This is a genomic window from Mesorhizobium sp. M0601 (assembly GCF_040320845.1).
GTDB lineage: Bacteria > Pseudomonadota > Alphaproteobacteria > Rhizobiales > Rhizobiaceae > Mesorhizobium.
Genome location: NZ_JAMYQK010000025.1, coordinates 1 through 18,406, shown reverse-complemented (window position 1 = coordinate 18,406; position 18,406 = coordinate 1). Strand labels below are relative to the sequence as shown.

The following is an 18,406-nucleotide window of genomic DNA, read 5'->3' as shown; positions in this document are numbered from 1 at the left end:
AACCGAAATGCTTCGTAGCCTTGGAATAGGCGCTTCGCTCTGCGTCCTGCTGGCGATCCGGCCGGCCTTTGCGGCTGAACCTGAGCAATGCGAGGTCGTGCGCATGGCCGAGCCTGGATGGAACGACCTTGCCTTCACCACCGGCGTCACCAGCGTCCTGCTCGATGCGCTCGGCTACAAGCCGGCAAGCTCGCTTCTGGGCATCAACGTCATCTATGAATCATTGAAGAACAATGACTTGGACGTGTTCCTTGGCTATTGGGATCCGGCGATGATCACCTACTACGAGCCCTATAAGAAGGACGGCTCGGTAGACGATGTGCGCGTCAATCTCGTCGGCGCCAAATACACCTTTGCCGTGCCGATTTACGTTTGGGAAGCCGGCGTCAAGGATTTTGCCGACCTGCAAAAGTTCGCCGACAAGTTCGGCAGGAAGATGTACGGCATCGAGCCGGGCTCCAACCAGCTGATGATGGACGCCATCGCCGATAAGTCGCTCGGCCTCGATGGCTGGCAGGTCGTCGAATCAAGTGAAGCCGGCATGCTTTCCGAGGTCGGCTACGAGATCAAGGAAAAGCGCTTCATCGTCTTCCAGGGCTGGGCGCCGCATCCAATGAACACGATGTACAACTTCAAATATCTGAGCGGCGGCGACAAGTTCTACGGTCCGAACTTCGGCGCCGCGACGGTGACGACGCAGGTGCGCAAGGGCTATCTGCAGCAATGCCCGAATGTCGGGCAGTTGCTGAAGAACCTCGCCTTCGATGTCGATTTCGAAAATCTCGGCATGGGCTATCTCATCAATGACGGTATGAAGCCGGAGGAAGCCGGCCTGAAGGCCCTCAAGGAGAATCCGGATAGGCTCGGCGCCTGGCTTGCCGGTGTCACCACATTCGATGGCAAGCCCGCGCTCGACGCAGTCAAGCAGCAGCTCGGCCTGTGATATCGGCCGATCAGGCGGGCTGGAACGGCCGCAAGCGCAGGGTCGGTGCCGGCTGCACTGAAACGGCCTGCGTCGAAATCGCCGGGCAGGAGCCCGCGCTGGTGCTGGTGCACGGCTTCTCCGACACGAGCCGCAGCTTCTCCTTGCTGGCGCCGCATCTCGCCGGGCGCCGGCTTGTCATTCCAGACCTGCGCGGGCATGGCGCCTCGCCGGCCGGGACACGCGGCTTCGCCCCGGCGGATTTCGCGGAAGATGTGGCGAGTTTGATCGAGCGATTGCGGCTCGAGCGGCCGGTTCTGGTCGGGCATTCCCTGGGCAGTATGGTGGCGATCGAGGCAGCCGCGCGCTACGCCGAGATGATCGGCGGCCTGGTGCTGATGGCCGGAACGCTGCGGCCGCAGATCGGTGAGGATCACCCGATGACCATTGGTGTGCGGGCACTTCGAGACCCGATATCGCCGGCCGATCCGTTCTATGACTATTGGCATGCCTGCGAGGCCGAGGTTCCAGCGGAATTCCTGACCATGACTGCGGAGGAGGCGTCAGCCATGCCGGCGGCACTCTGGCGCGCAATCCTGGAGCAGGTTCGGCGCATCGATCTGACCGACAAGGCGCGCATGCTGCGCCTGCCGGCGCTTGTCATTGCTGGCGCGCACGACCTGCTCTTCGACGAAACGCACCAACTGCGGCTCCTCGAAGAAATCCCTAGCGCCGCTTTCGTGAGCGCGGTGCGATGCGGACACAACCCGCACTGGGAGGATCCGGCATTGGTCGCGGCAGCCATCGGCCGGTATTTCAAGATCGGTACCAAAGCTGGACCCCAGCCGACAGCCGAAGCGACCGGTAGTCCGGGCTGAGAGCAGTCATGAATCTTTCCGAATACGTGGCGTTGGATGCCGTCGCCCTGGCCGGGCATGTTCGCTCGGGCGAATTATCCGCCGTCGAGGTCGTCGAGGCGGCTATCGAAGCGATCGAAAGCATCAATCCCGCCCTCAATGCCGTGACGCTGATCGATGCGGACCGGGCGCTTTCCGTCGCGGCAAGCTGCAACCGGCAGGCGGCACTCGCCGGCATTCCTTTCCTGGTCAAGGACACCGGCGTCAATGTACGGGAGTGGCCGACGACGCACTCGTCGCTCTACTTCAAGGATGCCGCGCCGAAGCCCGACAGCGAGATCGTCCAGCGCTGGCGGGCCGCCGGTCTGATCTTGCTGGGCAAGACAAACACGCCTGAATTTGCCAACGACTTCGTCACCGAACCCAGCTTTCGCGGCCCGACCTCGAACCCCTGGGATCCTTCGCTGACGGCGGGCGGCTCAAGCGGCGGAGCTGCTGCCGCGGTGGCGAGCGGCATGGTGCCGGTCGCCCACGGTTCCGATATCGGCGGATCGATCCGGGTGCCGGCTGCCTGTTGCGGCGTGTTCGGCATGAAGCCGTCGCGCGGGCTCACGCCTGTCGGGCCTGGTCGAGGTCAGGTCGGCGCCGGGCTCTACGCCGAGAACGTGCTGTCCCGCACCGTTCGCGACAGCGCCGCCATGCTGGACATGACTGCCGGTCCAGAGCAAGGAGCGCCTTACTCCGTGTCCAAATCGGTGCCGTCCTACCTGGACTGGCTGTCTTCGCCCGGCGAGCGTCTGCGCATCGCATGCCTGGCGCGCCGGCCGGACGGCACGCCCGTCGCGTCCGAGATCGGGGCAAAATTCCAGGAAGCCATGATCCTCCTCGAGGACAGGGGGCACGAGGTCACAGAGGCGCGTTTCCCGCGGGAAGCCAGCGCCGAAGCGGACTGGAGCATCTTCTGGATGTCGGAGGTCGCGCGGCTGGTTGACGAGCGCGCCGACGAGATCAGGCGGATGCCGGGGGCCGGCGAAATCGAAAGCCTGACTCGTCACGCGCTCGACCGTTTTCGGCGGTCTTCGGCCGCCGACTATCTCAGGGCGCAGGACCATGTGCACAGCGCTTCGCTGGCGATGGCGATGGCGTTCGATGGGTTCGACCTGATCATGACACCGACGACGGCCGAGCCTACGCCCCGGCTTGGCGCCATCCATGGCGATGGTGCTCTCTTCGATTACGAGGCTTGGGCGAGCCGGGCCTACGGCTTTGCGCCTTTCACAGAAATCTTCAACGTCACCGGCCAACCGGCCGCCAGCCTGCCGCTTTTCCAGTCGAAAGACGGCCTGCCGATTGGCATCCAGCTCATTGGCCGCAAGAACGAGGATCACCGGCTGCTGCGCGTTTGCCTTGACCTGGAGCAGGCAACCGCATGGACCACGCGTTACCAGGTGATCTATGCGAGGCATTTTCAGGTGTGAACTAGACAGAGGGTTCAGTGCACATAGGTGGCTTTCAACGGCATTGGTCACGCCGGCGTTGGCTGTCCGAGCAGCGACCGCACCGTCGGCGCCAGGCGCAGAACCTCCACGGGCTTGGCGAATTCCCACTGCGTGGCCTGCTCGAATTCCTGCCATCTCGGGAAGGCAGCCAAGGCTGCCTCATGGCGGGCATGCGCTTCGGCGCTGGCGAAACCGGTGATGCTGATGAAGACGTTTTCGCTGGCCCGCACCGGCAACCGCGGAAAGCTGTTTTCGGCATGTTCGGTAACGAAGGCGCCAAGCGGCCGTGCGCCAAATGCGGCGAGCACCGGAAGGGCCGCGGTATGGAAGTCGTTGGCGAAACGGGCTTCCAGGCCCGGTCGCAAATGATGAATCCTGATGACAACAATTGCCTGCAAATCGCTGCTTGCGCTCGGTTTTTCGAGGTCCGCCTGGGGCAATCGTTTCGATCCCGAGAGGTCTAGGCTCGCGCCCGGCCAGGCCGGCTTCAGCAGCAGCACGTCGTCGGATGAGATCATCGTGGCGTTGGCGGCGTCGCGCCACGCAGCCCAGACCGGCCCGTCGTAGAAGGCGGTCAGAGCGTTTTTCCGCGCTTCCATACCGTCGAAGCCGCGCAGCCAGACGAACATATCCGGCCGGTCGAGATCGCGGAACTGGCCGATGATGGTCATCCCCGCGGTTTCCTGGCTCTCGATCAGGTGATTGTCGAAGATGCCGATCAGCGTCTCGCGCCTACCGGGTTTCAGCGTGTATTGCCTGAGTTCGACAACGGGCGAGGTGAGCATATCGGATTTAGAACCGACGTTCAAAGGCAGGTCCATTGCGCGATCTCCAAAACAGGACAGTCATCCTGTTTTACAAAACAGACCGGTTGTCCTGTTTTGTCAATCTGCTATCGTGTGAAGATGTCAGCAGAGATATCCGCTCGCCCAAGGTCGCGGGCTCAAAAACGCACCAACGACCCCCAAGGCATGCGCAAAAAGGTGCTCGATGTCGCCGAGGAGGCGTTTCAGGCACGCGGCTATCATGCGTCCAGCATGGGCGACCTGATGGCGACTGCGGGCGTCACCGGTGGCGCGCTGCACCACCATTTCGCGACCAAGAAGGCGCTGGCGCTTGCAGTGATCGAGGAGCGGGTCGCCGCCGCGGTCGAAGAGACATGGATCGCGCCGGTGCGGATGGCTCCCTCAGCGCGCGAGGGCGTGCGCTCCGTGTTCGCGGCCGTCGCGGCGGAGCTGGAGCGGCAGGGTTTCGTGCGCGGCTGCCCGCTCAACAATCTGGCGCATGAACTGTCGCTTGCCGATCCGGATTTCCGCATTGCCCTTGCCAGCATTTTTTCGGCCTGGCGTCAGGCGATCGTCGACAAGATCAGGGCCGACCAGCAGGCGGGCCGGGAGCAGGGCATCGATCCGCAGCGCTTCGCGGCGCTGGCTGTCGCCACCTATTCCGGCGCGATGTCGATGGCCAAGACCGCGCAGGACGCAAGCGTGTTGCGCGATTGCCTGATGGCATTGGAACAGGGAGTCACGAGGCGACGTCGCAGGATACTGCACAGAGCGCTTTAACGCTGGCAGGACAAAGGCCGCAGTCGCTGATATCGCGACCGAGGCGGGAGGCCGAGCTCTTAATTCGGCAGCGGCTTGATCAGCTCGTAGCCGACCACGCTTTCGGCGCTAGTGCCCTCGTCATAGCGCCTGGCCACAACTGCCTGCAGGTCGGGTGCGTAAAGCGCGGTGAACTCGTCCCGCGTCTCGCCGGCCTCGCTCCTGATCGTCTGCTTGACCGCGAGTACCGAGTATTTGCAATCACCCAGGCTGAACGTCTCCTTGCCCTTAACGTTGATCTCCAGCGTCTCGGTGCCCTTCGGCGGCTTGTTCGGTGCAAGACGGGCAAACACGATCTTGCTCTTGGCACCCGCCTTCAGCGGGAACACCTTCCTGAGATCGGAAAACGGGATCATCGCCAGCTGCCCCGTGCTGCTATCGCGAAACACCTCGATCAGCCCGCCGAACAGGTACTGCGACTGCGGCGATTGGGACTGGTATTTGTTGGCCACGGCAACCATTCCGCCCGCCGCCGGACGAAATTCGCTACGGATGCCGGGCCTTTCGAGAATGAAGCCGGCCTTGGCCGATTTGGCGTCGATGCACCCGGCGCCATGCGCTACGCTCGTCACCGCCAGAATCGCCATTGTCATGCCGATGGATGTAGCTTTCATGGCGTCCTCCTTTGCCCGCGCAAGTTGAATGCCGAAAGCAATGCCAGACCTGGGAGAACGTGTCGACATACTTTACGAGCAACTGGACTGCCGGTCCCCGTCGTGCTGAATTTTAGCGCATGATGCATCGCATTCCCGCCCGGCCGGTTTCCCGGCGCAGGTTCCTGATGCAGGCAGCGGGCCTTGCCGCGGCCGGCGCCGTTTCGCACCCGGCCTTCGGCCAGACCGGCCAGCGCATCCCGCCGATCGACGCCACCTTCTTGTTTATCGCCGATGTCCATGCCTGCCGCACGGCGAACGGATTGAGCCCGCATTGCGAGCAGGAGGGCAAGACCGACGCTGCCTTGCTGCGCAACGTCGCCGCACTCAACGGCGTCGGCGACAGGCAATGGCCGGCTGAAATCGATGGCGTTGCCACCGGCCTGCGCTCGACGGGCAACATCGGCACGCCGCTCGGCCTGGTCGTTGGCGGCGACATCACCGATGATGGCGGCGGCCAGATCACCCAGCCCAGCGAGGGCACGCAACTGCTTCAGTTCAGCCAGCGCTACCAGCAAGGCGTCGGCCCCGACCGCGTGCACATGCCGGTCTATGTCGGCCTCGGCAACCACGACCTCGACCAGAACGGCCCGCGCTCGCATGTCGACTGGTACCGCCGCGAAATGCGCGACTACGTCGAGGTCAACCACCGCCCCGGCGTGTTCTTCAAGCCGCCTGCGCCGGCGACCGACTACGATGTCGGGACCGATTGCTATTCATGGGATTGGGGCGGCCTGCATCTTGTCCAGACGCACCGTTTCGCCGGCGATACCGGCCATGGCGCCACCAGCAGCCTGCCATGGCTGAAGCAGGACCTGGCAACCTATGCCGGCGACGGCCGCCCGGTCATCCTGTTCCAGCATTATGGCTGGGATACTTTTTCGATCGAAAGATGGGACGCCGCCGAGAAAACCTTCGACGACGGCGGCAAGGGTCCGCCCCACTGGTGGAGCGAAGCCGACAGGCAGGCGCTGCTGGCTGTGCTGAAGGGTTACAACGTCGTCGGCATCTTCCATGGCCACCAGCACGCGACGCCGATGATCTACCACCGTGACGGGGTCGACTTGTTCAAGCCGAAGGCCGCCTTCATGGGCGGCTTTGCGTTGGCGCGGGTGACGGGAAACAGCATGGATGTGGTGCTGGGCGAAGCCGCCGGAGATCATGGCGAGGTCACCTTCACCAATGCATACAGCAAAAGCCTGACTTTCTGACGGGCAGGAGAGGGCCAAAAAAGGCGGCCGAGCCGCCTCTTCCTGGTTCACGAAGGGCCGGCGTCAAAGCGCCTTCTTCACCTTGTCCTTCACGTCGCCGTAAGCCTTCTGCATCTTGCCGGTGGCCTTGTCGACGTCGCCTTCGGCCTCGGTGCGCCTGTTGCCGGTGGCCTTGCCGGCGGTCTGCTTGACCGAGCCCTTGGCTTGCTTGGCAACGCCGGCAACCTGATCCTTGTTCACCATCTCGCATCTCCTGGACCGTTCGCCTGGAGAAACGGTCGCGGATCGCTTAGGTTCCGGCTTCTGCCCGTCGATTGGGATAGCTTCCGGCCGCGAAGCCGACAGGATAGGGTGCACCAGAACGCCCGAACAGACAGGGCCGGAGGGACAATGGCTGAATTCACGCTCTTCATCGGCAACAAGTGTTTTTCGTCGTGGTCACTGCGGCCGTGGCTGGCGATGAAGCATCTGGAGGTCCCGTTCGAGGAAGGTCTTGTGCGCCTGCGCACGCCCGAGACCGCGGCCAATCTGGCCAGGATATCGCCGACCGGCCAGGTGCCGGTGCTGAACCATCGGCTGCCGAATGGCGAGGTCCGGATCGTCTGGGAAACCCTTGCCATCCTTGAATATCTTGCTGAGCTGTTTCCCGAGAAAAAGCTCTGGCCGGCCGACATCGGCGCTCGTGCGCTGGCCCGCTCGGCGGCGACAGAGATGCATTCGGGCTTTCGCGAGGTCCGCTATGGCTGGCCGATGAATTTGCGCCGGCCGAAAGGCCACAGGCCGCTCGACGCCGAAGGTGAGGCGCAACGGGCGCGCATCGAGGATTTGTGGCGGCAATGCCGCGAAAAGCACGGCAAAGGCGGCCCGTTCCTGTTTGGCCATTTCACCGCGGCCGACGCCATGTACGCGCCGGTCGTCACCCGCTTCGACACCTATGGTGGCACGCTGGCAACCGATACCCGCGCCTATGTCGACGCCGTGCTTTCGATGCCGGCGATGCGCCACTGGTATGCCGAGGCGGCGAAAGAGCCTTGGCCGGAGCCCGGCCCAGACGAGTAGAACCAAGCAAAGCCGGTCTTCCACTTCGCGGCCCGCGGCCTATCTGAAGATCGGGCAGGGGCCTTGGAGATTTCACAATGACAGCTGTTTCTTCCGCACTGGCCGGCAAGGTCGCACTCGTCACCGGCGCCTCCTCGGGCATCGGCGAGGCAACGGCTGTGGCGCTCGCAGCCGCCGGGGCCAAGGTGGCGATTGCCGCACGCCGCGCCGATCGTCTCGAAGCGCTGGCCGCACGTATCGAAAAGGCCGGCGGCACGGCGCTCCGCATCGAGGCCGACGTCACCAGCAACGACGATGTCACCGCCATGGTCGACAAGGTTGTCACCGAATGGGGCCGCCTCGACATCCTCGTCAACAATGCCGGGGTGATGCTTCTGTCGCCGGCCGCCGAGGCGTTGCTCGACGACTGGCGCCGCATGATCGAGCTCAACCTGCTGGCGCTGATGGGCGTCACCAAGGCGGCGCTGCCGCATCTCAGGGCCGCCAAGGGTCACATCGTCAATGTCTCGTCGATCGCCGGCCGCGTCGCCAATCCCGGCGCCAGCGGCTATGCCGCAACCAAGTTCGGCGTCGTTGGCTTTTCCGAATCGCTGCGCCGCGAAGTCTATGCCGATAAGGTTCGCGTCACCGTCATCGAGCCTGGCCTTGTGCGCACCGAACTCGGCGACCATGTCACCAACCCGGCGGCGAAGGCCGGGCTCGACCAGCGGCTCGCCGCCATGGAGGCGCTGACCGCCGAGGACATCGCCGCGGCCATTCTCTACGCCGTGAGCCAGCCGGCACATGTCAACGTCAACGAGATCGTCATCCGCCCGACCGACCAGGAACGGTGAACGGCGTCAGATATTTCGCTACGCTTCGAATCCCGCTCGCAGGAAATCGCCACACTCCTCGACCAGCCGCGACGGGTCCCTCGCGAGGTAGACGCCGAAATCCGCCATCGGCGCCGGCGGCAGGTTGAAGCGTCCGTTGAGGCTTTGGCAGTCGGGCGGCAGTCCTTCTTGCAGCAGAAGGCCGATGCCAAGCCCGGCCCTCAGCGCCGAGATCAGCGTCGCGAAAGTCGACACGCGGCAGCCGATCTTCCAGCCGATTCCGGCCTCGGCGAGCGAGGCCAGCATTCTGTCCTGCCAGGAGCAGGCGCCTTCGAAGATGATCAGCGGAAGCTCGACCTCGTCATCGATCTCGATCATGCGGCTTGCCGCCCAGACCAGCTGTCGTGACACATGGCCTCGCGGCGCCATTGTGAAGCGCGCCGGATCGGCCATGACGATGTCGCATCTTCCTTCGCCCAGCGACTTGCTGAGATCGCTGCTGCTGGCCGACGTCAGCTCGATCTCCACGGAAGGATGCCGGCGGCGGAATTCGGCGATGATCAACGGCAGCCGCGTTATCGCCAAATCCTCGACGATGCCCAGCCGGACACGGCCGACCAGCCTGCGGCCTTCTATCTCGCGCCTGGCATCGTCACCGATCGCGATGGCCTTGCGGGCGAAGGCGAGCAGGATCTCGCCGGCCTCGGTCAGCGTCACGCCGCGCGGCGAGCGGCGCAGCAGCTCGGCGCCGACTTCACCTTCGAGGCGCTGAAGCTGCATGCTCACCGCCGCCTGGGTGCGGGCAAGCCGATCGGCCGCTCGGCTCACCGTTCCCGTATCGGCCACGGTGACGAAGGCGCGCAGCAGCCGGACGTCGATATCTCCGGTCATAAGAATTCCTGATAGCTGTGTCAGCACTATCAGGCTATCCGAAAGCCCGATCTGAATTCAAGGTCCGCTCGCACCAACGAAAACAGGAGCAGCCACCTTGTCCTACAGACGAAGATTTGAGGAGTTCGGTGTCGCCTGGCCGTCGCTCGATCGGCCCGCTTTGCCGTTCTCGCCGACGGTTCGGGTCGCAGACATCGTCTATGTCTCCGGTCAGATCCCCGAGATCGGGCAGGAGATCGCTGCGATCGGCCAGGTCGGCGCAGAGATCGATCTGGCCGCGGCGCGGAACGCCGCCCGGCTCTGCGCGGCCAACATCGTCTATTGGCTGGACAAGGAATTGGACGGCAATCTCGACCGCGTCGTGAGATTCGCCAAGCTGACCGTCTATGTGAACGCGGCGGCCGGCTTTGCGGCCTATTCGGAGGTCGGCAACGGAGCATCCGAATTTCTGCTCCATGTTTTCGGCGAGCGTGGCGAGCATGCCCGCTGCTCGCTCGGCATGGCCGGCTTGCCGGCCAATGTTCCGGTCGAAGCCGACGCCATTGTGCATGTCCGCTGATGCACGCCCAAAGCATGCACTCAGGGCTTATCCGGGAGTGCGCAGTGAAACCAGAGGAGGCTTGGCTTGATAAGTACAAATCTTGAGGGGCGGAAGGCGCTGGTTCTCGGCGGAGGCAAGGGCCTGGGTTTCGGCGTCGCCGAAGCGCTCGCGGCGAAAGGCGCCGAGATCATCCTGGTCGGACGAGGGGAGGAGACCCTGGATGCGGCGCGGCGCGCGATCGAGTCCGCCGGCCCCGTCTGCTCGACCTTCAGCGCCGATCTTTCCGATAACGACAGCGTCTCCCGGCTGATCCGTGCCATCGAGGACGAGCATCAGCGGATCGACATCGTCCTGCTCAATGGCGGCGGCCCGCCGCCCTTCGCGGCCAGCGTCTTCGATGCGAGCGCCTGGGAGAAGCAGTTCACCAGCATGGTGCTGAGCCAGATGCGTATCGCCATTTCTTTCCTGCGAGGCATGCGGGCGCGGCGCTGGGGGCGCATCATCGCCGTTTCCTCCACGTCCGTCCGCGAGCCGATCCCCGGCCTCACCGCTTCGAATGCGTTGCGCGCGTCGCTTGCCGGCTGGGCCAAGACCCTGGCCGGCGAAGTGGCGGCGGACGGCGTCACCGTCAACCTGTTGCTGCCTGGCCGTTTTGCGACGGACCGGACGAAACAGTTCGACGCGATGGACGCCGCCGACAGGGGTGTCGACGCTGCTGTGATCGCCGCCGAGAGTCAGGCCGAAATCCCGGCAAAGCGCTATGGAGCCCCCGCGGAATTCGGCGCGGTTGCCGCATTCCTGGCCAGCGACGACGCTGCCTATATCACCGGCGTGGCTTTGCCGGTGGATGGCGGGCTCAGCCGCGGCATGCTGTGAGGGCAGGCGGCGCGAATGGTCGCATCACACAGGAACGTCCCTCGTGCCTTTTATCTGCGCGGGGGGCGTCCTGTTTGTCGTCCGCCTTTTCTCAAGATCGCTCTTTCGAGAACGGCTTTCGACACCGAAGAGAATGCTCCGGCGCCAAAATGGTTCCCGGCTAAGTGGCTTCGGCTCGCCCGGCTTTCGCTCTCCAATATGCCTGCACGGGCAGTCGCGGCGCCCTCGGCGAGTGTGACAAATCAAAAAAATTGACATAAGGCGCAAAGAAGTCTATAAGAACTTTGTCGATATTTGTTTGACCGACTTTTGTTATCCGCGTGCTTAGGCGCGCCTTTGGCGAACTTCCCCCATCAAAATCGAGACAAACGTTGTTGTGCATCCGCATGACGGCGAACGAATATTTGCCATGGAAAGGGTTCGTTATGAGCACAGGCACAGTTAAATGGTTCAACGCCACCAAGGGTTTTGGTTTTATTCAGCCTGACGACGGTTCTGCCGACGTTTTCGTCCACATCTCAGCCGTCGAGCGCGCCGGAATGCGCGACATCGTCGAGGGCCAGAAGCTTGGCTACGAGATGGTCCGCGACAACAAGTCGGGCAAGATGTCCGCCGACCAGTTGAAGGCGGCCTAAAACGGAATTAAGCCTCACCGGTGACCACGGATGTACTGGCACCGGTGAATGGCAAATTCCAGCGCATGGTGGCGGGGAGGTTAAGTCCCCGCTCATGCGCATGAGAAGAACGTTCCCTTGCGCGTCTCTCGGGATGCGCAGGCGTTCTCATGGGAGGTCAGGCGGTGCCTGGCCTTTTTCATTTTTGCGCTTCGACCGCCGAAAGAGCGCTGCTCGACGGCCCGGACGTGCTAAGAGGCTGTTTCGAAATTCGCTCCGGCGAGTCATATGGTGGTGGTTTCGAGAACCGGAGCGCAGCGGACATTTGGGTCCGTGAGCACCGGAAGCGCAGAAAACCCCATCAGATGGCCGTCAGAGTAGAATTTCCAAACGGTCTCTAAGGACGTTCCAGCAATTTGAAACCGGCTGCCGTATTGCTTTGTGCGGGATCCTGGCCGAAAGACCAGTCTCGCCACTTTTCGGCGGCGTGCTCCGAACCGGGAGAAAGACCTTGACCGCAACTTCAAAAAAACCCCGCGACCAGGCCGAATCCATTTTCAGCAAGACGCGGACCCAGTCGATGTCGCTCGACCGCATCAATTCCGAACGGGATGCCGTCAGCCAGGCCCGCGAAGCCAAGACCGCGCGGCTGCGCGAATTGCGCCTGGAGAAGGAAGCCGACGACATGGCGGCGGCGGTTGCGCTCGCAGCCTCGCCAAAACGCGCAGGCAAACGCTGATGGCCACCAAACGCGTGCCTCAAAAGGCGATCGCCGCCGATTCGACCATCGCCGATGTCGTGGGTGAACTAGACAAGCCGGTCGAATATGTCCGGCGCGTGCTCGAAAAGCTTGAGCGCTGCCGGCGTGCCCACGGCGATGCTCAGGTGCGGCTCGGCGTGCGCGGCCGCGCCGAATGCCCCAATTATCTGATCGAATATGTCCGGGAAAACGCCAAGACGCACGAGCGCGTGACCTATCCGGATGCTGCCTACAGCGGCAGCACGCATCGCGAACTGGCGCCCCGGCACATCGAGGAAGCCAGGAACTGGTCGCCCGAAGAAATGAACATCACGGCCGTTTCGGCGCTCATCGGCCGCCTTCGCAATCCGAATGCGCCATCATCGCGTTTCTCTGACGAGGATTGATATGGCAATCAAGTTTTCCGCCAAGGGCCAGCCGGCAGCGCCTGCTGCCGCCGTGAAGCCGGCCAAGCCGGCGGCCGCGCCAAAAACCGGCGAAGCCGCCGAGGCGGGCACCGATCTGTTCAGGTCGCCGGCGGAAGCACCGCCGCGCAAGCCCAAGAAGAAATAGCGTCCTTGCAGCAAAATGCCGGCCGGAAATCTGCGCCAAGGCTGCTTGCCCTGGCGGTCGCAGAGGAGTTTTCGTCGCCACGAGAGGGCGCCGGTCCGGTTGCCTTCGATTGCCAGACCTGTGGCGCCTGCTGCGCCTACTCGTCCAGATGGCCGCGCTTCTCCACCGAGGATGACGCGCAGCTCGACCTTATCCCGCAAAAATACGTGGCTGCCGACGAAGCCGGTATGCGCTGCGACGGCGCGCGCTGTTCGGCACTGTGCGGCGAGGTCGGCAAGTCAACGGCCTGCGGCATCTACGACATCCGCCCCGACGTCTGCCGCGCCTGCATGCCGGGCGATGACGACTGCCTGATCGCGCGTCGGGCTCACGGTCTGCCGACGCTTGAATGACGGCCCTCGGGCTGGCGTCCCAGTTTGAATTTCGTCAATCAGATGCGCGAAAGTCGCTGCGGTAGAGGCCGGGCGATCGTCCGGTCAATCGTTTGAATGCCTGCGAGAACGACGGCACCGATTCATATCCGACGGCGCGCCCGATCTCGCCAATGTTCTGGTTCGTTTCCCGCAGAGCCCTGGCGGCAAGGTTCATCCGCCACCGGGTCACATAGGACAGCGGCGGCTGTCCTACCAGTTGAGCGAAGCGACGCGCGAAGGTGGCCCGCGATTGTGCTGCGCCGCTGGCAAGGGAAGCGATGGTCCAGGGATTGCCCGGCCGCTCGTGGATCAGGCGCAAAGCCTGCGCAATGCCTTTGTCGCGCAAGGCGCCAAACCATCCCCCTGTTCCGAGTGGCTGATGTTCGATCCAGGCACGCAACAAGAAGATCAGCGTGCTGTCGAGAAGGCGAGGGGCGACAATGTCGTGGCCGCCGAGATCGCCTTTCGCTTCGACCTGCAGAAGTTCCAGGGCAAGCCGCAGCGGCTCGCTGGTGCCAATCTGATTTCGGGTCAAATGGATCAGCGGAGGAAGCAGCGAAACCATCGGGTATGGCCCGACGCCGTCGAGTGAATATCTAGCACAAAGAAGAGTTGTCGCGCCGCTTTCGCTTTTCGGTTCCGCTCCGCTCCGATTCGCGGAAAGGACGGCGGATATCGATGCCGTCGGTGCATCCGCCGGATTGCAAAGGGTATGCCCGATACCGCTCGCGACAAGGATGACATCTCCCTCGCCTAAGCGGATCGGCTCCCTTTCACCGGCTAACCGCAGCCAGCATTCGCCGTTCTGGATGACGTGGATGGCGGCATTCCTTGTCGGATCCACCGAAATACCCCAGGGCCGATGCAGGGTCGCGCTGCCGATCATGGCGCTGCCAAATCTCAGCGAAGCAAGAACTTCGGACAAGGCATCCATGAGAACCATCCTCCGCCGATAACCAGATTGACGATATTAGACGATTGGATAAGAATCTAGGCGAATAGCGTATCGACCGTCTCACAAGCGTGGCTGATCATGTTGGCAATATCGGCCTGCGGACGCTCCCGTCCACACCGGGCAGAAGCAGGCACCTGAAGGAGCAAAAACATGCGTGACGAACCATCAAATCCAGTTCCAGCCAAGATCCATAATTCGCTCGAGACCAACAAGACGATCGTCCTGGACTTCATCGACAAAGCGGTAAACCAGGGCAACATCGAAGCTGCTTCGATGCATTTTGGCGAACGCTACATCCAACACAATCCGAACATTGCGGATGGTGCGGACGGCTTCAAAGCCTATCTGCAGCAGCTCAAACAGTCATTTCCCCTCGTAAGGGGAGAGGTGAAGCGGATTTTTGCAGAAGGGGATTTCGTCATTGTGCACATGCACGCAAAACGCGAACCGGAGGAGGAGGGCCTGGCCATTGTCGACATTTTCAGGCTGAAGGACAGCAAGCTGGTCGAACACTGGGAAGTTCGGCAGCCTATTGCCGATAGCAAGCTGCACGCCAACAGCATGATCTGAATGCGCATAGGCTCTCAGGTTGGCTTGTGCCCGCACGTTTCGCTGATTACGCTGCCGGCGGCAGGGCCAGCACCGGGAGACCATCCGTGAGCATCGAATTTCTATTGACGTCGCTGATTGTCGTGGCTTCGCCCGGTACCGGCGTTCTCTATACGCTGAGCGCCGGGCTCTCGCGTGGTGCGCGCGCCAGCATCATTGCCGCTTTCGGCTGCACGCTCGGCATCATTCCGCACATGGCGGCCGCCATCACCGGCCTCGCGGCGCTGCTGCACACCAGTGCCGTCGCCTTCGAGACGCTGAAATATCTCGGCGTCGCCTACCTGCTCTACATGGCCTGGAACACGCTGAAGGAGAAGGGTGGCCTGAGCGTCGAAGAAAATGTTGCGCCGCGCTCGGCCGGCAAAGTGATCACTTCGGGCATCCTCATCAACATCCTCAACCCAAAACTGTCGATCTTCTTCTTTGCCTTCCTGCCGCAATTCGTCAGCACCACCGAACCGCATGCGCTGTCGAAGATGCTGGAACTCAGCAGCATCTTCATGCTGCTCACCTTCGTGGTCTTTGTCGGCTACGGCGTTTTCGCGGCGTCAATCCGCAGCCATGTCGTGTCGCGGCCAAAGGTGCTGACCTGGATGCGCCGTACCTTCGCCGGAGCCTTTGTCATGCTCGGCGCCAAACTGGCGCTGGCGGACCGGTAGACAGGAAGGTCGCGGGCAGCGCAAATCTATCCCTTCACATAGCCCATGGCCTCGACAATCTGCCCGTCCGCCACGCGCATCAGGTTGACGCCGCGCAGCGAATTGCCGTCGGCCATCCAGTAGCGCCAGCGGATCGTCGCCCGATCACCGGCGACGAAAGTTTCTTCAATGTCGAAGCGCGTGCCGGGTCCGGTTGCGATCGCCGACCACAGTTCGACGCAGGCGCCCTTGCCGATGCGGCGGGCGCCGTCCGGGGCCGGCGTGGTGTTTTCGATCACGCAATCTTCCGCCACCAGATCGTCGAGCGCCGACGGGTCGTGGCGCTGGAAGACGTCGTTGTAGCGCCGCATGATCTCGGCCGTTTCGGCGGAGCGTTTGGCGGCGGCGATGTCGATGACGAGTTCCTGTGTCATTGGATATTCCTTCCCTTCAGTGATCGGTAGCGGTTTCGATGAGGCGGGCCTTGAGCGTGATCACTGCGACGCCGGCCAGCGCCCGCGACACGAGGCAGCTCTCCTTGGCCGTCTGCGCCAGCCGCTCGAACTCCCCCGCCGCCAGCCCGGCGACGCTTGCCTCGGTTTCCAGCTCGATACGGGTCAGCGTCGGTCCAGCCGCGGTGGCGCCGAGATGCGCTTTCGCGATCGTGTGGATGCGTGCGGGAGTGTAACCTTCGCGGCCGAGGACGGCGCTCAGCGCCATCGAGAAGCAGCCGGCATGCGCCGCCGCAATCAATTCCTCGGGGTTGGTGCCGGGACCGTTCTCGAAACGCGACGGGAACGAGTAGGCGCCTTCGAAGACGCCGCTGCCGAGCTTCAGCCGGCCCGAACCTTCCTTCAACGATCCCTGCCATTGGGCCTCGGCTTCACGAATGGTCATAATGGTCATTGTGTCTCTCCTTTGATTTGAGGGGTCGATCAGATTTTGGGGCGAACCAGTCAGGCGCTGTCGACGACCACTTTCCCGAAGACGTCGCCTTGCTGGAAATAGCGATAGGCGTCGTTGGCCTCGTCGAAGGCGAACACCTTGTCGATGACAGGCTTAAGCCGATGCACCGAGATGGCGCGCAGCATGGCTTCGAGGTTGGTGCGATTGCCGACGAACAGGCGGCTGATGGTGGCGAGGCTGCGCTGGTAGACCGGGCCGGGGATCTGCACCGTCCCGCCTTTCGCATCCTGTATGGTGAGAAGCACGATGCGCCCGTAAAGCGCGCAGGCGATCATCGACTGCCCGAAGGTCGGCGGGCCGCCGGTCTCGACGACGAGGTCGATGCCGCCGGTCTGCTCTCGTACCGCAGCACCCCATTCCGGCATGTCGGCGGTCGAGACGACGAGGTCGGCGCCCAGCGCCTGCAGCCGGTCCAGCTTCTCGTTGCGCGAGCTGACTGCCACGACACGGCAGCCGAGCAGCTTGGCGAATTGCAGCGCAAATAGCGCGACGCCACCTGAACCGATGACAAGAACCCATTGGCCGGGCTTCGGCATTTCGGCCGCCGTCACGGCATTCCAGGCGGTCAGGCCGGCGCAGGTTAGTGTCGCCGCTTGATGCCAGTCGAGATGATCGGGAAGCCGCACCGCCCATTGCTCGTCGAGCACGGCGTATTCGGCCAGCATCCCGTCCAGCGTGCAGCCAAGCTGGTCGATCAGACCGGCATTGATGCGGCCATCGATCCAGCGCGCAAAATAACTGCCGGTGACGCGGTCGCCGACGGCAAAGCGGGTGACGGCCTCGCCGACGGCAACGACTTCGCCGGCGCCGTCGCTCAGCGGGATAACGCCTTGGCGCGGCGCCAGCGGGTAGGTGCCGTTGAGGATCATCGTATCGCGGCGGTTGAGCGCGGTGGCGCGGACACGCACGACGATCTCGTGCGGCTTCGGCGTCGGCTGCGCCTCGTCGCGCATCACCAGGCACTTGGTCCCGCAGGTTCCTTCAAGACGATAGCTGCGCATTTGCCTCTCGATATGTAGACTGATCTACATATTATGTAGACCGATTGTCATATTCGAGGCAAGGTCTATAATGCTCACTCCTGACAGAGGTTGACATGGCGAACGACACCCGTACCCGCATACTCGAGACCACGGGGCGCCTGCTTCGGCAGCGCGGCTATCACGGCACTTCGCTCAACGACATATTGAGCGCCTCAGGCGCGCCGAGAGGCTCGCTCTATTTTCATTTTCCGGGCGGCAAGGACCAGTTGGTCATCGAGGTGACGCGCGACAGCGTCGAGGACGTCTCGAAAAGGCTGGGCGAGGCCCTTGCAGCCGAAAAGGACCCGGCGGTGGCCGTCCACCACATCTACCAGTCGGTCGCGCGCATGCTGGAAGACAATCGGTTCACGCTCGGTTGCCCGATCGCGCCCGTGGTGTTGGACTCGCCGATCGACATGCCGGAACTGGCCGAGTTGTGCCGCTCCGCCTTCGAGCAATGGATAGGCTTGCTCAGGGCGGCCTTCGTCAGGGCAGGGGTGCCCGAGCGCCGCGCGCATGCGCTGGCACTGCTGGTCGAATCATCGCTGGAAGGGCTGATGGTGATCGCACGCGCCACCCACGACCGCGCCCCGGTGCTGGCGGTAGCCGATGAGGTCGCGGCGCTGATTGAGGGCGCTTTGCCGGCCAAGAGTGCCACTGCCGCGGTGCATTGATATCGCCGCTTGAGCCGGGGCAGCCCGCTATGAAGCAAACAAAAAGGGCGGCATCGCTGCCGCCCTTTCCGAAAGCTTGCGAGATTGGCTGGATTAGAAATCCATGCCACCCATGCCGCCCATGCCGCCGCCGCCCATGCCGCCAGGCATGCCGCCGCCAGCCGACTCCTTCTTCGGAGCCTCCGCGATCATGGCTTCGGTGGTGACCAGCAGGCCGGCGACCGAGGCCGCGTCCTGCAGAGCCGTGCGCACAACCTTGACCGGATCGACGATACCCA

At 63.2% G+C, this 18,406-nt stretch carries 25 protein-coding genes and 1 pseudogene; 17 read left to right on the top strand and 9 right to left on the bottom strand.

Translation table 11 applies throughout. From position 1 onward, the window contains the following. Positions 1–7 precede the first annotated feature (7 nt). From choX to NKI41_RS20995, 3 genes are read left to right on the top strand one after another with little or no spacing between them, the layout of a single operon-like run. Positions 8–943, top strand: coding sequence for a choline ABC transporter substrate-binding protein (gene choX, locus NKI41_RS21005; RefSeq protein WP_352684945.1), 936 nt, complete (start codon positions 8–10; stop codon positions 941–943). Next, positions 940–1,800, top strand: coding sequence for an alpha/beta fold hydrolase (locus NKI41_RS21000; RefSeq protein ID WP_352684942.1), 861 nt, complete (start codon positions 940–942; stop codon positions 1,798–1,800). Before choX ends, NKI41_RS21000 begins: the two co-directional genes overlap by 4 nt. A gap of 8 nt (positions 1,801–1,808) precedes the next feature. Further along, the gene (locus NKI41_RS20995) at positions 1,809–3,257 is read left to right on the top strand and encodes an amidase (protein ID WP_352684940.1); all 1,449 of its coding nucleotides are present in this window, start codon (positions 1,809–1,811) and stop codon (positions 3,255–3,257) included. Between the two features lie 47 nt (positions 3,258–3,304). Here NKI41_RS20995 and NKI41_RS20990 read toward each other — a convergent pair whose 3' ends face one another. Continuing rightward, positions 3,305–4,099, bottom strand: coding sequence for an NIPSNAP family protein (locus NKI41_RS20990; RefSeq protein WP_352684939.1), 795 nt, complete (start codon positions 4,097–4,099; stop codon positions 3,305–3,307). Positions 4,100–4,249: 150 nt separating this feature from the next. Between NKI41_RS20990 and NKI41_RS20985 the strand changes: the two genes are divergently transcribed. Further along, complete coding sequence (locus NKI41_RS20985) at positions 4,250–4,843, top strand: TetR/AcrR family transcriptional regulator (protein WP_352684937.1); 594 nt, start codon at positions 4,250–4,252, stop codon at positions 4,841–4,843. 59 nt (positions 4,844–4,902) lie between these two features. On the opposite strand, the gene NKI41_RS20980 is transcribed toward NKI41_RS20985, so the two are convergent. Beyond that, positions 4,903–5,496 carry a hypothetical protein gene (locus tag NKI41_RS20980; RefSeq protein WP_352684935.1) on the bottom strand — a complete coding sequence of 198 codons (594 nt, stop codon included), beginning with the start codon at positions 5,494–5,496 and terminating at the stop codon, positions 4,903–4,905. A 119-nt stretch (positions 5,497–5,615) separates the two neighbouring features. Between NKI41_RS20980 and NKI41_RS20975 the strand changes: the two genes are divergently transcribed. Next, entirely contained in the window at positions 5,616–6,746 is a 1,131-nt protein-coding gene (locus NKI41_RS20975; RefSeq protein ID WP_352472656.1) for a metallophosphoesterase, read from the top strand. A gap of 63 nt (positions 6,747–6,809) precedes the next feature. Here the strand turns inward: NKI41_RS20975 and NKI41_RS20970 are convergent, their stop codons facing one another. Then, positions 6,810–6,989 carry a CsbD family protein gene (locus NKI41_RS20970; RefSeq protein ID WP_254820647.1) on the bottom strand — a complete coding sequence of 60 codons (180 nt, stop codon included), beginning with the start codon at positions 6,987–6,989 and terminating at the stop codon, positions 6,810–6,812. Positions 6,990–7,136: 147 nt separating this feature from the next. Between NKI41_RS20970 and NKI41_RS20965 the strand changes: the two genes are divergently transcribed. Next, positions 7,137–7,805 carry a glutathione S-transferase family protein gene (locus NKI41_RS20965; protein WP_352684933.1) on the top strand — a complete coding sequence of 223 codons (669 nt, stop codon included), beginning with the start codon at positions 7,137–7,139 and terminating at the stop codon, positions 7,803–7,805. A gap of 77 nt (positions 7,806–7,882) precedes the next feature. Further along, a complete protein-coding gene (locus NKI41_RS20960) occupies positions 7,883–8,638 on the top strand; it encodes an SDR family NAD(P)-dependent oxidoreductase (protein WP_352684931.1) in 756 nt (251 codons plus the stop codon). A gap of 18 nt (positions 8,639–8,656) precedes the next feature. On the opposite strand, the gene NKI41_RS20955 is transcribed toward NKI41_RS20960, so the two are convergent. Further along, positions 8,657–9,508, bottom strand: a complete 852-nt coding sequence (locus NKI41_RS20955) for a LysR family transcriptional regulator (RefSeq protein ID WP_352684929.1) — start codon at positions 9,506–9,508, stop codon at positions 8,657–8,659. 97 nt (positions 9,509–9,605) lie between these two features. Between NKI41_RS20955 and NKI41_RS20950 the strand changes: the two genes are divergently transcribed. From NKI41_RS20950 to NKI41_RS20920, 7 genes are all read left to right on the top strand, one after another. Then, on the top strand, positions 9,606–10,067 hold the full coding sequence (locus tag NKI41_RS20950) for a RidA family protein (protein ID WP_352616790.1): 462 nt from the start codon (positions 9,606–9,608) through the stop codon (positions 10,065–10,067). 66 nt (positions 10,068–10,133) lie between these two features. Continuing rightward, positions 10,134–10,925, top strand: coding sequence for an SDR family oxidoreductase (locus NKI41_RS20945; RefSeq protein WP_352684927.1), 792 nt, complete (start codon positions 10,134–10,136; stop codon positions 10,923–10,925). Between the two features lie 425 nt (positions 10,926–11,350). Then, positions 11,351–11,560 carry a cold-shock protein gene (locus NKI41_RS20940; protein ID WP_010915421.1) on the top strand — a complete coding sequence of 70 codons (210 nt, stop codon included), beginning with the start codon at positions 11,351–11,353 and terminating at the stop codon, positions 11,558–11,560. A 490-nt stretch (positions 11,561–12,050) separates the two neighbouring features. Next, positions 12,051–12,278, top strand: coding sequence for a hypothetical protein (locus tag NKI41_RS20935; RefSeq protein WP_023677608.1), 228 nt, complete (start codon positions 12,051–12,053; stop codon positions 12,276–12,278). Beyond that, positions 12,278–12,685 (top strand): hypothetical protein, encoded by a 408-nt coding sequence (locus tag NKI41_RS20930; RefSeq protein WP_352684925.1) that lies wholly within the window; start codon positions 12,278–12,280, stop codon positions 12,683–12,685. The genes NKI41_RS20935 and NKI41_RS20930 overlap by 1 nt, the downstream gene beginning before the upstream one ends. A gap of 1 nt (position 12,686) precedes the next feature. Next, the gene (locus NKI41_RS20925) at positions 12,687–12,851 is read left to right on the top strand and encodes a hypothetical protein (protein ID WP_023722752.1); all 165 of its coding nucleotides are present in this window, start codon (positions 12,687–12,689) and stop codon (positions 12,849–12,851) included. Positions 12,852–12,901: 50 nt separating this feature from the next. After that, on the top strand, positions 12,902–13,243 hold the full coding sequence (locus NKI41_RS20920; RefSeq protein WP_352685019.1) for a YkgJ family cysteine cluster protein: 342 nt from the start codon (positions 12,902–12,904) through the stop codon (positions 13,241–13,243). Between the two features lie 34 nt (positions 13,244–13,277). Here the strand turns inward: NKI41_RS20920 and NKI41_RS20915 are convergent, their stop codons facing one another. After that, the gene (locus tag NKI41_RS20915; protein ID WP_352684922.1) at positions 13,278–14,198 is read right to left on the bottom strand and encodes an AraC family transcriptional regulator; all 921 of its coding nucleotides are present in this window, start codon (positions 14,196–14,198) and stop codon (positions 13,278–13,280) included. Between the two features lie 171 nt (positions 14,199–14,369). Here NKI41_RS20915 and NKI41_RS20910 point away from each other — a divergent pair, with 171 nt between their 5' ends. Together NKI41_RS20910 and NKI41_RS20905 are read left to right on the top strand one after the other, a co-directional pair. After that, positions 14,370–14,789 (top strand): nuclear transport factor 2 family protein, encoded by a 420-nt coding sequence (locus NKI41_RS20910; RefSeq protein WP_352684920.1) that lies wholly within the window; start codon positions 14,370–14,372, stop codon positions 14,787–14,789. A gap of 86 nt (positions 14,790–14,875) precedes the next feature. Continuing rightward, entirely contained in the window at positions 14,876–15,487 is a 612-nt protein-coding gene (locus NKI41_RS20905; protein WP_352684918.1) for a LysE family translocator, read from the top strand. 26 nt (positions 15,488–15,513) lie between these two features. Here the strand turns inward: NKI41_RS20905 and NKI41_RS20900 are convergent, their stop codons facing one another. Genes NKI41_RS20900 through NKI41_RS20890 form a run of 3 tightly spaced genes read right to left on the bottom strand, consistent with a single transcriptional unit; the run spans position 15,514 to position 17,433 of the window. Further along, the gene (locus tag NKI41_RS20900; RefSeq protein ID WP_352569753.1) at positions 15,514–15,900 is read right to left on the bottom strand and encodes a nuclear transport factor 2 family protein; all 387 of its coding nucleotides are present in this window, start codon (positions 15,898–15,900) and stop codon (positions 15,514–15,516) included. Positions 15,901–15,916: 16 nt separating this feature from the next. After that, complete coding sequence (locus tag NKI41_RS20895; RefSeq protein WP_352622135.1) at positions 15,917–16,363, bottom strand: OsmC family protein; 447 nt, start codon at positions 16,361–16,363, stop codon at positions 15,917–15,919. A gap of 59 nt (positions 16,364–16,422) precedes the next feature. Continuing rightward, positions 16,423–17,433: a zinc-dependent alcohol dehydrogenase family protein gene (locus NKI41_RS20890; RefSeq protein WP_352684916.1), complete on the bottom strand. Its 1,011-nt coding sequence runs from the start codon at positions 17,431–17,433 to the stop codon at positions 16,423–16,425. A gap of 95 nt (positions 17,434–17,528) precedes the next feature. Here NKI41_RS20890 and NKI41_RS20885 point away from each other — a divergent pair, with 95 nt between their 5' ends. Beyond that, the gene (locus tag NKI41_RS20885) at positions 17,529–18,128 is read left to right on the top strand and encodes a TetR/AcrR family transcriptional regulator (RefSeq protein WP_352684914.1); all 600 of its coding nucleotides are present in this window, start codon (positions 17,529–17,531) and stop codon (positions 18,126–18,128) included. 93 nt (positions 18,129–18,221) lie between these two features. Here the strand turns inward: NKI41_RS20885 and groEL are convergent. Further along, positions 18,222–18,406: pseudogene (gene groEL, locus NKI41_RS20880) on the bottom strand (chaperonin GroEL); the annotation flags it as partial.